Genomic DNA, 14,576 nt, shown 5'->3' with positions numbered 1-14,576 from the left:
CTCCCTGATTGCGGTCCGAGTAACAATGCTATATCTTTGATTTCAGATATAGAAAATATAAATATCAAATCACCCCGCCCCCCCATGGACCTCAAGCAGATCGAATACTTCGTGCGCGTCGCCGAACGGCGCAGCTTTTCGCGCGCGGCCGAAATGCTGGACGTCGCCCAGCCCACTCTCAGCCGCCAGGTGCGCCTGCTGGAACTGGAGCTGGGCCAGCACCTGCTGTATCGCAACGGCCGCGGCGCGGAGCCCACCGAGGCCGGATTGCGCTTTCTGGAACACGCCCGCGCCCTGCTGGCCCTGGCCGACCGCGCCAAGCAAGACCTGCAGACCCTGCGCGAAACGCCCACCGGCAAGGTCGTGGTCGGGCTGCCGCCCCGTATCGCCCGGGTGTTGACGCCCCCGCTGGTGCAGGCGTTCCGCCGCCGGTTCCCCGATGCCTCCATCGCGGTGGCCGAAGGCCTGAGCGCGCAAATGCGCGAATGGCTGCTGGCGGGCCGGGTCGATCTGGCGTTGCTGTACGACCCGGCGCCGTCGCCGCAACTGGCCTACGAGTCGCTGTTCCGAGAAAACCTGGTGCTGGTGGCGGCGGCCGACCATCAGCCGCCCCTGCCCGCCCGCATCGCGGTGGCCGGGCTGGGCGCCTATCCGCTGGTGCTGCCCAGCCTGCCCAACGCCATCCGCACCCTGGTCGAAAGCGTCTGCCGCGCCCAGGGCGTGCGCCTGAAGGTCGCGGCCGAAGTGGACGCGGTGCAGACCATCGTGGAACTGGCGGCGCAGGGCGACGCCTACGCCATCCTGCCGCGCTCAGCCGCGCGCGGGCCGGCGGCCGAACACGCGCTATCGCTCAGCGAAATCGTGTCGCCGCGGATCACCAACAACCTGGTGCTGGCCAGCGCCCGGCATCGGCCGGCCACCCGGCTGGCGTCCGCCACCAGCGAGCTGATCCGCCAATTGAATCTGGCCGCGCTGTTCGCGCCTTGAGGGAATGGCAATGGCGCCTTGCCCTGCTGCGGTCAGCCTCAGCCTTTCGGCTCGGCCTCGACGCTGAACGCCACCCGCGTCACTCCCCCGCCGCTGGCCGCCGACACCGAGCCGCCGTGCATCAACGCCACGGCCTTGACGATGGCCAGGCCCAGCCCATGGCTGTGCTCCACACCGTCGCCCCGCCGGGCCGCGTCCACCCGGTAAAAGCGCTGGAACAGATGCGGCAGATGCTCGGGCGCGATCGGCGGGCCGGGGTTGCTGACAGCCACCTCCAGCTTGCCGCCCTGCCGCTCGATATCGACCGTGATCTCGGCGCCCGCCGACGAATACTGGATGGCGTTCTGCAGCAGATTGGTCACCGCGCGCCGGAACAGCGCCGTGTCGATCAGCGCCACGCCGTCCCGCGCCCCCTGGATGCGCACCCGCATGCCCGCCTCGTCCAGCAGGAACTCGAAGAACTCGACGGTCTTGCCGACCTCGTCGGCCAGCACCGCGTGGATGCGGCCCGTGGCGGCCTCGCCCTGGTCGGCGCGCGCCAGGAACAGCATGTCGTTGACCATGGCGCGCAGGCGGTCCAGTTCTTCCAGGTTCGACTGCAGCACCTCCTGCAAGTCGCCCGAACTGCGCGGCCGCGACAAGGCCACCTGCGTCTGGCCGATCAGGTTGGTCAGGGGCGTGCGCAGCTCGTGCGCCACGTCGGCATTGAAGGCCTCGAGCTGGTTGTAAGCGCCCTCCAGCCGCGCCAGCGCGCCGTTGAAGGACGTGGCCAGATCTTCCAGCTCGACCGGCAACGCGGCCATGCTCAGCCGTTGCGACAAGGCGCTGGGGCGCAACGCCCGGGCCTCGGCCGACAGCCGGTTCAGTGGCCGCAGGCCCAGCCGCGCCACCCAGAACCCCAGCAGCCCCACCAACAGGATGGCGGTCAGCGACAAGGCGGCCATGGCCCACAGGAAATAGCGCAAAGTGTGCGCATAAGGCGCCGAATCCATGCCCACGATCAGGCGCACCCGGGGCCGCTGCTGGAACGGCTCGACCGTGACGGTGATGGTCAGCAGCGCATTCTCGCGGTCCGGCAGCGTGATGCTGCCGAAGCCGTCCGCGCGGCGTTCCAGCCGGTCGACGTCGGCCAGCCCCTTGCCGTATTCGTAGGCCGGGTCGTCGGACAGCACCCAGAAGCGCAGGCTGCCGTCGGCCGGCGTCAGCGTGTCCAGCTTGGCCTTGAAGCGCCCCCAGCGTTCGGGGTCGCCGCTGCGGGTCAGGGAATAGCTGACCTCGTGCGCCGTGGTGCGCAGCGCGTCCTGCTGGATGCGGTCCAGCTGGCGGTCCAGCACGCCGTACAGCGCGACGCCGGTCAGCGCGAAGGTCGCCGCCGCCGCCACCGCGAACATCACCACCAGCCGGGATTTCAGGGACGATTTCATTCGGCGGACTCGTCGTCCCGCAGCTCCAGCACGTAGCCCATGCCGCGGATGGTGTGGAGCAGCTTGCGGTCGAACGGCGCGTCGACCTTGCCGCGCAGCCGCTTGATCGCCACCTCGACCACGTTGACGTTGCTGTCGAAGTTCATGTCCCAGACCAGTTCGGCGATCGCCGTCTTGGACAGAATCTCGCCCTGGCGCCGCGCCAGCACCGCCAGCAACGCGAATTCCTTGGCGGTCAGGTCCAGCCGGGTGCCGGCGCGCCAGGCCTTGCGGCTGATCAGGTCGATCTGCAGGTCGCCGATGCGCAGTTGCACCGGTTCCTGGGCGCGGCCGCGGCGCGTCAGGGCCTGCAGGCGGGCCAGCAATTCCAGAAAGGAAAACGGCTTGACCAGGTAATCGTCGGCGCCGTCGTGCAGGCCGCGGATGCGGTCTTCGACGCCGTCGCGGGCGGTCAGCATGATGACCGGGGTCTGGCGCACGCTGCGCAGCGAACGCAGCACCGCAAAGCCGTCCATGCCCGGCAGCATCGCGTCCAGCACGATCACGTCGTAGTCGTGCTCCAGCGCCAGGTGCTGGCCGTCGATGCCGTTGTGCGCCACATCGACCGCGCAGCCCTGCTCGCCCAGGCCTTTGCGCAGGTAATCCGCCGTCTTCAGTTCATCTTCGACTATCAGGATTTTCATCGCGGCCCCGCTAGGGTGTATCGACCGTCCAAGGCGCTTATTTTGACTCAACTCCGGGCCCAGGCTGCGCCAGGGCGGCCCGGCGCGTGGCCCGCTCCTGCTTCTTGCGCATGTACCAGAAGTGCGCCCGGTCCAGGTACAGGTACACCACCGGCGTCGTGAACAGCGTCAATGCCTGCGACACGATCAGCCCGCCCACCATCGCATAGCCCAGTGGCCGGCGCAATTCCGACCCCTGGCCGTGGCTCAGCATCAACGGCAGGCCGCTGAGCAGCGCGCACATGGTCGTCATCATGATCGGGCGGAACCGCAGCACGCAAGCCTGGTAGATCGCCTCGGCCGGCGCCATGCCGTGCTCGCGCTCGGCCGTCAGGGCGAAGTCGATCATCATGATGCCATTCTTCTTGACGATGCCGATCAGCAAAATGATGCCGATCAGCGCGATCACGCTCAGGTCGTAGCCGCCCAGCATCAGGATCGCCAGCGCCCCCACCCCCGCCGACGGCAGGGTCGACAGGATCGTCAGCGGGTGGATATAGCTTTCGTACAGCAGCCCCAGCACGATGTACACCGCGATCAACGCGGCGGCGATCAGGTACGGCTGGCTCGACAGCGAATCGCCAAAGGCCTTGGCCGTGCCCTGGAACGCGCCCGTCAGGCTGGCCGGCACGCCCATCTGGGCCTGCGCCTGCTGGATCGCCTGCACCGCGTCGCCCAGCGACGCGCCCGGCGCCAGGTTGAACGAAATCGTCACCGCCGGAAACTGGCCCTGGTGGCTGATCGACAGGTACGCCGTCTTGTTGGTGTCCAGCTTGATGAAGGTGGACAGCGGCACCTGCTGGCCCGTCAGGGGCGAGGTCAGGTACAGCTTGGAGAACAGGTCCGGATCTTGCTGCAGCTTGGGCGTGACTTCCAGCACCACGTGGTAGCTGTTGATCTGGGTGAAATACTGGGCTACCTGGCGCTGGCCGATGGCGTCGTAGATGGTCGCGTCGATCAAAGCCGGCGAAATGCCGAACGACGAGGCGCGGGCGCGGTCGATGGTGATGGACGCCGTCGCCGCCGCATTCTGCTGGTCGGACGCCAGGTCCGTCAGCACCGGCAGCTCGCGGAATTTGGCCAAGAGGCGCGGCGCCCACACGTTCAGTTCGTCCAGGTTGGAATCCGTCAGCGTGTACTGGTACTGGGTGCGCGACAGCCGCCCGCCGACATTGATGTCCTGCCCCGCCTGCATGAACAGCGTCACACCCTCCAGCTTGGCCAGTTGCGGCCGCAGCCGGGCGATGACCTCGTCGGCGGACGCCGTGCGGCCTTCGTCCTTGGGCTTCAGGCCGATATAGAAGTTGCCCGTGTTGTAGGTGCTCTGGCTGCCGTTGAAGCCAAAGCTGGCGATGTCCGGATCCTGCCGGATCACGTCGGCCATCTGGATCATCCGCTGGTTCATCAGCGAAAACGAGGAATCCTGGGCCGATTCGGCAAAGCCGAAAATGAAGCCGGTGTCCTGCTGCGGGAAAAAACCCTTGGGGATCACCAGGAACAGCGCCACCGTGCAGCCCACCGTGGCCAGGAACACGCACAGCGTGGCGAACTGATGCCGCAGCACCAGCTTGAGCCCACGCTCGTAGCCGTGCAGCATCGCGTCGAAGCCGCGTTCGAACAGCAGGTACAGGCGGCCGTGACGGTCGCCGTGGTGATTCTTCAGGTAGCGCGAGCACAGCATCGGCGTCAGGGTCAGCGACACCAGCACCGACACCACAATGGTCAGCGTCACCGTCACCGCGAACTCGCGGAACAGCCGGCCGACAATGCCGCCCATCAGCAGCAGCGGAATGAACACGGCCACCAGCGACACCGAGATCGACACGATCGTGAAGCCGATTTCACCCGCCCCCTTGTAGGCCGCCTCCATCGGCGACATGCCCGCCTCGACGTGGCGGTACACGTTCTCCAGCATCACGATGGCGTCGTCCACGACGAACCCCACCGCGATCGTCAACGCCATCAGCGACAGGTTGTCCAGGCTGAATCCCACCACGTACATGATCGCGGCCGTGCCCATCAGCGCCAGCGGCACCGTCACGCAAGGGATCAGCGTGGCCGCCACATTGCGCAGGAACAGGAAGATCACCAGCACCACCAGGATGATGGTCAGCGTCAGCGTGAACTCCACGTCCGCGACCGAGGCGCGGATGGTCTGGGTGCGGTCGATGATCGTGTTCACGTGCACCGACGGCGGAATCGACGCCTCCAGCTTGGGCAGCGCCGCGCGGATGCGGTCCACGGTGTCGATCACGTTGGCGCCCGGCTGCTTGCTGATCTGCAGCACGATCGAACGGCCATTGGTGATGGTGTTGTCCGCCGGCGCCGCCGGGCCGGCGTAGGCCCAGCCGGCCAGCTTGGTGTTTTCGGGTCCGTCCACCGCCACGCCTACATCGCGCACCCGGATCGGCGCGCCATTGCGATAGGCCAACACCATGTCGTTCCACGGCGCCGCCGACAGCAGCTGGTCGTTGGTGTAGGTGGTGAAGCTCTGGCGCGGCCCGTCGATGGTGCCCTTGGGCTGGTTGACGGTGGTCGTCGCGATAACGCCGCGGATGTCTTCCAGGCTCAGGCCCAGCGCCGACAGCTTGCCGGGGTCTACCTGGATGCGCACCGCCGGCTTCTGCTGGCCGCCGATATTGACCAGGCCCACGCCCGATATCTGCGAAATCTGCTGCGCCAGGATATTGTCGGCGTAGTCATTCACCTGGATCAGCGGCAGCGTGTCCGACTGCACCGCCATCACCATGATCGGCGCATCCGCCGGGTTGACCTTGCGGAAGGTCGGCGGGTTGGGCAGGTTGGCGGGCAACTGGCCAGTAGCCGCGTTGATGGCGGCCTGAACGTCCACCGCCGCCGAATCGATGCTGCGGTTCAGGTCGAACTGCAGCGTGATCTGGGTCGTGCCGATGGCGCTGGCCGAGGTCATCTGCGACAGGCCCGCGATCAGCGAAAACTGACGCTCCAGCGGCTGCGCCACGTTCGACGCCATGGTCTCCGGACTGCCGCCCGGCAGGTTGGCCTGAACCTGGATGGTGGGAAAGTCCACCTGCGGCAAGGGCGCCACCGGCAGCAGCGGCCAGGCCGCGATGCCGACCAGCAATATCGCCAGCGCCAGCAGCGACGTGCCAATGGGCCGCTTGATGAAGTTCGCTGAAATGCTCACTGGCCTTCTCCCGCCGCCGGGGCCAGCTCACGCACCTTGCTGCCGGGCTTGAGCTTGTATTGGCCGTCCACCACCACGCGTTGGCCGGCCGTCACCCCTTCCTGGATCACCGCCAGGCCATCCTGCATGCGTTCCACCTTCACCGGCTGCGCCTGGGCCACGCCGGCGCCGTCCACCGCATACACGAACGTGCCTGCCTGGCTGCGCTGGATCGCGGCCGCCGGCAGCGTCACGGCGCTTTCGTGCGGGTCCAGCACCAGCCGCGCATTGACGTACTGGCCCGGCCACAGGCGATGCTGCGGGTTGTCGAAGCGCCCCTTCAACTGCACGGTGCCGGTGGTGGTGTCGATCTGGTTGTTCAGCAGCACCAGTTGCCCCTCTCCCAGCGGCTCGTTGCTGCCGCGGGCATAGGCCACCACGGTCAGGGCCTGCCCTTTGTCCATGGCCGCGGTGATGCCCGGCACGGCCTCTTCCGGCAACGAAAACAGCACGGTGATCGGATCGATCTGATTGATCACCACCAAGCCGTTGACGTCGGCCGCGTGCACGATGTTGCCCGGGTCCACCAGCCGCGCGCCCACCCGGCCCGAAATCGGCGCCACGATGCGGGTGTAGTCCAGCTGCACCTTGGCGTAGCTGATCTGCGCATCGTCCGTCTGCGTGGCCGCCTCCAGCTGCGCCACCAGGGCGCGCTGCGTGTCCAGCGTCTGCTGGGTCGCCGCGTCCTCGCGTTGCAACCGGGTATAGCGCTGCAGATCCAGCCGCGCGTTGACCAGCGTGGCCTGATCCTTGGCGCGCTGCGCCTGGGCCTGGGCCAACTGCGCCTGCAGCGCACGGGGATCGATATTGGCCAGCACCTGGCCGGCCTTCACGTCCTGCCCCTCGACGAACCCCACGCTATCGAGCTGGCCGTCGATGCGCGCCTTGACCGTCACGCTGGCCGCCGACGTCACCGTGCCCACGCCGGTCAGGTAGCGCTGCACGTCCTGGCGCTGCGCCAGCACGGTGGCCACCGGCACCACGGGCGCCGGCGCGGGCGCCGTTTCGCCGCGCCCTCGCAGCAACAACCAGGCCGCCAGCCCACAGGCCGCCAGCGCCAACACCAGCGCCGCGGCCTTCTTGCCGCCCGCGCTCCGATGGGAAAAACTCACCGCGTTGTCCATGGACTTACTCATTCCGGGTAGTAGGTTTGTCGGCAGCCGGTGTTGCGGTACGCGATGCCGCGGCGGCCGATGCCGCGGCGGCCGGTGCCAGCGCCTGTGCATCCGGCGCATTCAGGGCGGACGCGTTCCAGCCGCCGCCCACGGCCTTGACCAGCGCCACGCTGGCCACCATCTGGCGCCCGCGCAACTGCACCGCCGTGCGTTCGTTGGACAGCGTCAGGGCCTGGGCCGTGGCCACGGCCAGGAAAGTGCTGGTGCCGGCCCGGTACTGCGCCAGCGCCAGCTGCTCGCTTAGGCGCGAGGCAACCACCGCCTGGTCCTGCGCCTTGGCCTCGTCGTCCAGCACCCGCAGCGTGGACAGGTTGTCCTCCACCTCCTGGAACGCCCCCAGCACCGTCTGCTTGTATTGCGCCGCGCTGGCATCGAACACCGCCACCGCCTGGGCATCACGCGCGCGGCGCAGGCCGCCGTCGAAAATCGTCTCGGCCAGCGCCGCCCCCAGCGACCAGACCCGTCCCGGCGCGTTGAACCACTGCGCGAAACTGGCCGCGCCGAAGCCGCCGCTGGCCGACAGCATCAAGGAAGGAAAATAGGCGGCCCGCGCCACGCCGACATCAGCATTGGCCGCCGCCACCTGGCGTTCCGCCGCCGCGATGTCCGGACGGCGCTCCAGCAGGTCCGACGGCAAGCCGGTAGGCACCGCCGGCACCTGGACCATCCACGGCTGCCCGGCCGGCAACGGCGCCAGGCTGAACTGGGCCGGCGCCCGCCCCGTCAGAATCGCGATGGCGTGCTCCAGCTGATTGCGCGAGGTGTCCAGGTCGATGGCCTGCGCCTGCGCGGTGCGCAACTGCGCCTCGGCCTGCGCCACGTCCGAGCGCAGGGCCACGCCCGCGTCGTACTGGCTGCGCGTCAGCTTGAGCGTGCGCTCATAGGCTTGCAGCGTGCGGGCGTACAGATCCTTTTCCTGGTCCACCGCCCGCAGCTGCAGGTAATCCTGCGCCAGCGCGGCCTGAATGCTCAAGCGGGCGGCCGCCAGGTTCGCCTCGCTGGCCTGGGTCGACGCGTCGCTGGCCTCGACCTGCCGGCGCACCGCGCCCCACAGATCCGGTTCCCAGGACACATCGATCGCCGCCGCATAGCTGTTGGACACCCCCACCACGCCGTTGCTCTTGGCTCGCGCGCGCTGCGCCGACACATTGGCGCCCACCGTGGGCCAGAAGCCCGCCCGGGCTGCGTCCGCCGCCGCCCGCGCCTGGCGGTATTGCGCCTGGGCCTGCTGGATCGTCTGGTTGGCGGCATTGGCCGCCACGATCAGCCCGTTCAAGGTCGGATCGCCATAGGCCTCCCACCAGGGCTGCGCGCCGTCCACCACGCCCGGCTGGGCCGTCTTCCATGGCCCCGTTTCTTTGTAACCGGACGGCAGGTCCATGGCCGGACGCTGGTAGTCCGGCCCCGCCGCACAGCCGGCCAGGGCCAGCAGGGCCGCCAGCCCCGCCGCCGCCGTCCGATGCGACGCCATCCGCTTGCCTGTGTTCATTTTCTTGGGGCCGCCCGCGCGGCCGACAGTCAGTACAGCCCCACTGTAGAAAGCCCTGCGGGACTCCACGCTGTCCGCTCCCTGACAATTTGGACAGGTTCGCGTCCGATTCGGCGCCGTCCGCCCCCCGGGCCCTGCCGCCCTCCCCTCGGCCCGGCGCCCTCAAAAGAGTTAAAATAGCGGTCTGATTTCTTGTTTGGCGGCCTGTTGCTGTCAAAGTCTGCTGTCAAAGTCCCGTTGGCGTCTCACCTCAAACAATGACCACTATCCTCCCGAACCTTCCCACCGGCCAGAAGGTCGGCATCGCCTTTTCCGGCGGCCTCGACACCAGCGCAGCGCTGCTCTGGATGCGCAACAACGGCGCCATCCCGTACGCCTACACCGCCAATCTCGGCCAGCCCGACGAAGCCGACTACGACGAGATCCCCCGCAAGGCCCTGGCCTACGGCGCCGAAAATGCCCGCCTGATCGACTGCCGCGCGCAGCTCGTGGCCGAAGGCATCGCCGCCCTGCAGGCCGGCGCCTTCCACATCTCGACCGGCGGCATCACCTACTTCAACACCACGCCCATCGGCCGCGCCGTCACCGGCACCATGCTCGTGGCCGCCATGAAGGAAGACAACGTCAACATCTGGGGCGACGGCAGCACCTTCAAGGGCAACGACATCGAGCGTTTCTACCGCTACGGCCTGCTCACCAACCCCGACCTGAAGATCTACAAGCCCTGGCTCGACCAGCAGTTCATCGACCAGCTCGGCGGCCGTTCGGAAATGTCCGAATACATGCGCCAAGCCGGCTTCGACTACAAGATGTCGGCTGAAAAGGCCTACTCCACCGACTCGAACCTGCTGGGCGCCACCCACGAAGCCAAGGACCTCGAGCACCTGAACTCCGGCATCAAGATCGTCAAGCCCATCATGGGCGTGGCCTTCTGGCGCGACGACGTCGCCGTCAAAGCCGAAGAAGTCACCGTGCGCTTCGAAGAAGGCCAGCCCGTCGCCCTGAACGGCGTCGAGTACAGCGACCCCGTCGAATTGATGCTCGAAGCCAACCGCATCGGCGGCCGCCACGGCTTGGGCATGAGCGACCAGATCGAAAACCGCATCATCGAAGCCAAGAGCCGCGGCATCTACGAGGCCCCCGGCCTGGCCCTGCTGTTCATCGCCTACGAGCGCCTGGTCACCGGCATCCACAACGAAGACACCATCGAGCAGTACCGCGAAAGCGGCCGTAAGCTCGGCCGCCTGCTGTACCAGGGCCGTTGGTTCGACCCGCAAGCCATCATGCTGCGCGAAACCGCCCAACGCTGGGTCGCCCGCGCCATTACCGGCGAAGTCACCCTCGAACTGCGCCGCGGCAACGACTACTCGCTGCTCAACACCGTATCGCCCAACCTGACGTACGCCCCCGAGCGCCTGTCCATGGAAAAGGTCGAAAACGCCCCCTTCACCCCCGCCGACCGCATCGGCCAGCTCACCATGCGCAACCTCGACATCGTCGACACCCGCGCCAAGCTGTTCACCTATGCGCAAACCGGCCTGCTCTCCTCCTCCGGCACCTCGCTGCCGCAACTGAAGGACGAGGCCAAGAAGAAGTAATTCTTCCCGCCCGACAAAAAGCCCCTCGGCATCACTACCGAGGGGCTTTTTTTATTCCGGGCACATCAACGCCCCGCACACCCAAGCCGCCAACGCGCCGGGCGTCTTAAGAACCTACGCCCGCCGCAAGCAAACACCCACCCCTAAAGCTCAACCTGCATCCCCATCTCAACCACCCGATTAGCAGGAATCTTAAAAAACTTGGTACTACGCGTAGAGTTCCGAGCCATGAACGAAAACACCGCCCGCCGCCACCGCCACAACGCCGGCTTGCGAGCCGCCACCACCGTCTGCCGCGACAGGAAATAAGACGTCCGCATAGGCTCCAGATCCAGCTCGGGATAAGCCTCCGCCACCAATCGCAGCGCCTCCGGCACGTCCGGATCTTCCTTGAACCCGTAATTGATCGTCGCCGCCCAGCTCGACGCGCTCATCTTGTGCACCGTGAAGCGCTCTTCCGGCGAAATGTAAGGCACATCCGCCACCAGAATCGTCAGGAACAGCACATGATCATGCAGCACCTTATTGTGCTTCAGGTTATGCAGCAGCGCAGGCGGCACATTGCCCGAATTCATCGTCATGAATATTGCCGTGCCCGGCACCCGCGATGGCGGATATTCCTCGAGCTGCTCCATGAATTCCTTCAGTGGCTGGCGGTCGCGCTGCTGCATCTCCGACAGCAGCCGGCGCCCGCGCCGCCACGTCATCATCAGCGTGAACACCACGATCGCCACCACCAGCGGCAGCCAGCCGCCTTCGTGGATCTTGAACACATTGGCCGAAAACAGCAGCACATCGAACAGCAGCAGCAGGCCCAGCACCACGAACCACAGCATCCGCTTGGCCCCCGTCGTGCCGCGCGGCAGCACCGCGAACGCCAGCACCGACGTCGTCAGCATCGTGCCCGTCACCGCGAACCCGTAGGCCGCCGCCAGATTATCCGAATTGCGGAACAGCAGCACCAGCACCAGCACTGCGCACAGCAGCAGCGCATTGACCTGCGGCAGATAGATCTGGCCCTTTTCCACGGCCGACGTATGCAGGATCTGCATGCGCGGCCAGAAACCCAGCTGCACCGCCTGGCGCGTCACCGAATACGCGCCCGAAATCACCGCCTGCGACGCCACGATCGTGGCCACCGTCGCCAGCGCCACCAGCGGCGCCAGGCCCCATTCGGGGGCCATCATGAAGAACGGATTGCGGATCGCGCTCGGGTCGCGCAGCAGCAGCGCGCCCTGGCCGAAGTAGCACAGCGTCAACGCCGGCAGCACCATGCTGAACCACGCGCTGCGGATCGCCGGGCGGCCAAAGTGGCCCATGTCGGCATACAGCGCTTCAGCGCCGGTCAGCGCCAGCACCACCGCGCCCAGCAGCACGAAACTGATCCACGGGAACTCGATGATGAAGCGCAGGCCCCACATCGGATTCAGCGCGGCCAGAACCTCGGGCGTCTGCCAGATCTGCCAGCCGCCCAGTGCCGCCAGCGTGCCGAACCACAGCAGCATCACCGGCCCGAACAGCTTGCCCATCGCCCCCGTGCCGTGCGACTGGATCGCGAACAGCGCCACCAGCACCACCAGCGCCAGCGGCACCACCCACGCATCGAGCGTATGGGACACGATGCTGATCCCTTCCAGCGCCGACAGCACCGAAATCGCCGGCGTGATCATACTGTCGCCATAGAACAGCGCGGCGCCGAAGATGCCCAGCACGATCAGCACCCACCGCAGCTTGCCCTCGCGGCTGCGCACCGCCAGTTCCAGCAGCGCCAGCGTGCCGCCCTCGCCCCGGTTATCGGCGCGCAGGATCAGTGTCACGTACTTGAACGACACCACCACCATCAGCATCCAGAACAGAATGGATAGCACACCCAGCAGATGGGCGGGCTCCAGGTCCGTGTGCACGCTCAGCCCGGTCAGGCAGGCCCGCAGCGTGTACAGCGGGCTGGTGCCGATGTCGCCGTACACCACTCCCAGCGCCCCCATGATCAGCGCCGCGCGCGACGACGGCGCGTGGCCAGCCGGAGCATGGCCGGTGGACGAGGAAGGAACGCTAGCCGACCCTTGGCTCATGATGTGGGTTCTTGCCGAGTGAGTTGGGCCCCTTTGCGGGGGCCGGGGAACACGACGGAAAGCCGTGTTCCGGAAAAATCCGGGCGGCTGGTGAGCTTCCACCAGGCGCCATGCGCATGCGCGATCTCGCGCACGATGGCCAGGCCCAGGCCCGAGCCGCCGGCCGTGACCGTGGGCGACCGGTAAAACGCCTCGAACACGCGGTCGCGCTCTTCGGGCGGAATGCCGGGGCCGTCATCCTCGACCGTGAGCGATGGCGGGTTGGCGCCAACGATCAGGGTGATCTTGCCGGTGGCATTGCCGTAGCGCAGCGCGTTGTCGATCAGGTTGCCCAGCAGTTCCGCCAGCAGCAGTGGATCGGCATCGATCCAGATCGGGGCGTCCGGCGCCACCAGGTCCAGTTCATAGCGCGCCTCGCGCACCCGCGGAAACCATTCGGCGCCATGCGCCCGCACCCACTCGCACAGGTCGATGCGCACGAAACTGTCCTGGGGCCGGGCGTTGGGATCGGCGCGCGCCAGCACCAGCAGCTGCTGGCCCAGGCGGATCATGCGGTCGCTGACCGCCTTGATGCGTTCGGCGCGCGCCCGCACGTCGTCGGGCAAGGGCCGCGCCAGCATCAGTTCGGACTCCAGCCGCAGGCCCGACAGCGGCGTGCGCAGCTGGTGGGCAGCATGGCCGATAAAGCGCCGCTGCGCCGCCAGCGAGGCGTCCAGGCGCAGCAACAGGTCGTTGGTATGGGTCACCAGGGGTTCGATCTCGACAGGCACGCCGGCCACTTCCAGCGGCTGCATGTCATCGATGGAACGCTGCCGGATTTCCTCGGACAGATGATTGACCGAGCGCAGGCCGGAGCGCACGCCCTGCACCACCACCCAGGTGAACAGACCGATCAGCGCCACCTGCCCCACCACCATCAACCAGAAGAAGTCTTCCAGCATCCAGATCGACATGTCGATCTTATGGGTGATGACCCAGGTCGCGGCCAGGTCCAGCAGCACCAGCAACAGGATCGGCGGCATCAGCCGGATGACCAGATGCCGCGCAAGCGAACGGGAGGGGAGCAAGGGGCGCGAGGCCGGGGAAGAGGGAGGAGTGCGTTCGTGCGTCATGACGCGGTGCCCTCGTTTAGGCGGCAGTGGCGTCCGGCCGCCGCGGGCGGCCTGGGCCGGCCGGCGCGGGACGGCCAGGCGGGCCGTCAGGCCGCTTCCACATCCAGCATGTAGCCGAAGCCGCGCACCGTCTGGATGCTGGCGCCCGTGCCCTCCAGGCGCTTGCGCAGGCGGTAGACATAGACTTCCACTGCGTTTTCGCTGAAATCGGCGTCCCAGGCGGACAGCGAATTCACGATCTGGCGCTTGGTGACGACGCGGCCCACGCGGGCCATCAGCATTTCCAGGACGGACAATTCGCGCACCGACAGCGACAGGCGCTGGCCGTTGGCCCGGACCTCGCGGCCGACGGTGTCGAACACCAGGGGGCCGACTTCGATCAGAGGCTGCGCCTGCCCTGCCCTGCGGCGGCCGAAGGCACGCACGCGAGCGGCCAGCTCGGGCAGTTCAAAGGGCTTGGTGACGTAGTCGTCGGCGCCGGCGTCCAGACCGGCGACGCGGTCTTCGATGCCGTCGCGGGCCGTCAGGATCAGGACCGGCACCTGATTGCCGTCCTGGCGCAACTGGCGCAGAACGTCCAGGCCGCTCATACCGGGCAGGTTGAGGTCGAGCAGCATCAGGTCATACGGTTGGCCAGCCAGCGCGCCCAGAACCCGGTCGCCCTCGGTCAGCCAGTCGACCGCATAACCCTGGTCGGCCAGAAATTCCTGGAGCGCATGGCCCAGGGTGGTGTCGTCTTCGATTACCAGAACTCGCATGCCGCGATTCTAGCGCGATCCCAAAAAAAAGGGG

At 67.2% G+C, this 14,576-nt stretch carries 10 protein-coding genes; 2 read left to right on the top strand and 8 right to left on the bottom strand.

The annotated features are described in order from the left end of the window. Positions 1 to 84 precede the first annotated feature (84 nt). Positions 85 to 987: a LysR substrate-binding domain-containing protein gene (locus A9974_RS11030; protein WP_183004114.1), complete on the top strand. Its 903-nt coding sequence runs from the start codon at positions 85 to 87 to the stop codon at positions 985 to 987. Between the two features lie 38 nt (positions 988 to 1,025). Here A9974_RS11030 and A9974_RS11025 read toward each other — a convergent pair whose 3' ends face one another. Genes A9974_RS11025 through A9974_RS11005 form a run of 5 tightly spaced genes read right to left on the bottom strand, consistent with a single transcriptional unit; the run spans position 1,026 to position 9,002 of the window. Further along, positions 1,026 to 2,411: a heavy metal sensor histidine kinase gene (locus A9974_RS11025; RefSeq protein WP_183004113.1), complete on the bottom strand. Its 1,386-nt coding sequence runs from the start codon at positions 2,409 to 2,411 to the stop codon at positions 1,026 to 1,028. Next, positions 2,408 to 3,094 carry a heavy metal response regulator transcription factor gene (locus A9974_RS11020; protein WP_183004112.1) on the bottom strand — a complete coding sequence of 229 codons (687 nt, stop codon included), beginning with the start codon at positions 3,092 to 3,094 and terminating at the stop codon, positions 2,408 to 2,410. Before A9974_RS11020 ends, A9974_RS11025 begins: the two co-directional genes overlap by 4 nt. Before the next feature lie 37 nt (positions 3,095 to 3,131). After that, positions 3,132 to 6,299, bottom strand: a complete 3,168-nt coding sequence (locus A9974_RS11015; RefSeq protein WP_183004111.1) for an efflux RND transporter permease subunit — start codon at positions 6,297 to 6,299, stop codon at positions 3,132 to 3,134. Beyond that, complete coding sequence (locus A9974_RS11010) at positions 6,296 to 7,462, bottom strand: efflux RND transporter periplasmic adaptor subunit (protein ID WP_183004110.1); 1,167 nt, start codon at positions 7,460 to 7,462, stop codon at positions 6,296 to 6,298. The genes A9974_RS11015 and A9974_RS11010 overlap by 4 nt, the downstream gene beginning before the upstream one ends. Before the next feature lie 4 nt (positions 7,463 to 7,466). Beyond that, positions 7,467 to 9,002 carry an efflux transporter outer membrane subunit gene (locus A9974_RS11005; RefSeq protein WP_370539609.1) on the bottom strand — a complete coding sequence of 512 codons (1,536 nt, stop codon included), beginning with the start codon at positions 9,000 to 9,002 and terminating at the stop codon, positions 7,467 to 7,469. A 257-nt stretch (positions 9,003 to 9,259) separates the two neighbouring features. On the opposite strand from A9974_RS11005, the gene argG reads away from it, so the two are divergent. Continuing rightward, positions 9,260 to 10,600, top strand: coding sequence for an argininosuccinate synthase (gene argG / locus A9974_RS11000; protein WP_183004109.1), 1,341 nt, complete (start codon positions 9,260 to 9,262; stop codon positions 10,598 to 10,600). 143 nt (positions 10,601 to 10,743) lie between these two features. Here argG and A9974_RS10995 read toward each other — a convergent pair whose 3' ends face one another. The 3 genes from A9974_RS10995 to A9974_RS10985 form a co-directional block, all read right to left on the bottom strand. Further along, positions 10,744 to 12,672 carry a potassium transporter Kup gene (locus A9974_RS10995; protein ID WP_183004108.1) on the bottom strand — a complete coding sequence of 643 codons (1,929 nt, stop codon included), beginning with the start codon at positions 12,670 to 12,672 and terminating at the stop codon, positions 10,744 to 10,746. Next, positions 12,669 to 13,784, bottom strand: coding sequence for a HAMP domain-containing sensor histidine kinase (locus A9974_RS10990; RefSeq protein WP_255468117.1), 1,116 nt, complete (start codon positions 13,782 to 13,784; stop codon positions 12,669 to 12,671). Before A9974_RS10990 ends, A9974_RS10995 begins: the two co-directional genes overlap by 4 nt. Before the next feature lie 86 nt (positions 13,785 to 13,870). Beyond that, entirely contained in the window at positions 13,871 to 14,542 is a 672-nt protein-coding gene (locus A9974_RS10985; RefSeq protein WP_057285123.1) for a response regulator transcription factor, read from the bottom strand. Between the last annotated feature and the right edge of the window lie 34 nt (positions 14,543 to 14,576).

This window comes from Achromobacter sp. UMC71, from assembly GCF_014170305.1.
Taxonomy (GTDB): Bacteria; Pseudomonadota; Gammaproteobacteria; order Burkholderiales; family Burkholderiaceae_B; genus Achromobacter.
This window is presented reverse-complemented; position numbering and strand designations above follow the sequence as displayed.

Coding starts and splice junctions, on each gene's coding strand:
- A9974_RS11030 (WP_183004114.1), top strand. CDS start 85: ATGGACCTCAAGCAGATCGAATACTTCGTGCGCGTCGCCGAACGGCGC.
- A9974_RS11025 (WP_183004113.1), bottom strand. CDS start 2,411: ATGAAATCGTCCCTGAAATCCCGGCTGGTGGTGATGTTCGCGGTGGCG.
- A9974_RS11020 (WP_183004112.1), bottom strand. CDS start 3,094: ATGAAAATCCTGATAGTCGAAGATGAACTGAAGACGGCGGATTACCTG.
- A9974_RS11010 (WP_183004110.1), bottom strand. CDS start 7,462: ATGGACAACGCGGTGAGTTTTTCCCATCGGAGCGCGGGCGGCAAGAAG.
- A9974_RS11005 (WP_370539609.1), bottom strand. CDS start 9,002: ATGAACACAGGCAAGCGGATGGCGTCGCATCGGACGGCGGCGGCGGGG.
- argG (WP_183004109.1), top strand. CDS start 9,260: ATGACCACTATCCTCCCGAACCTTCCCACCGGCCAGAAGGTCGGCATC.
- A9974_RS10995 (WP_183004108.1), bottom strand. CDS start 12,672: ATGAGCCAAGGGTCGGCTAGCGTTCCTTCCTCGTCCACCGGCCATGCT.
- A9974_RS10990 (WP_255468117.1), bottom strand. CDS start 13,784: ATGACGCACGAACGCACTCCTCCCTCTTCCCCGGCCTCGCGCCCCTTG.
- A9974_RS10985 (WP_057285123.1), bottom strand. CDS start 14,542: ATGCGAGTTCTGGTAATCGAAGACGACACCACCCTGGGCCATGCGCTC.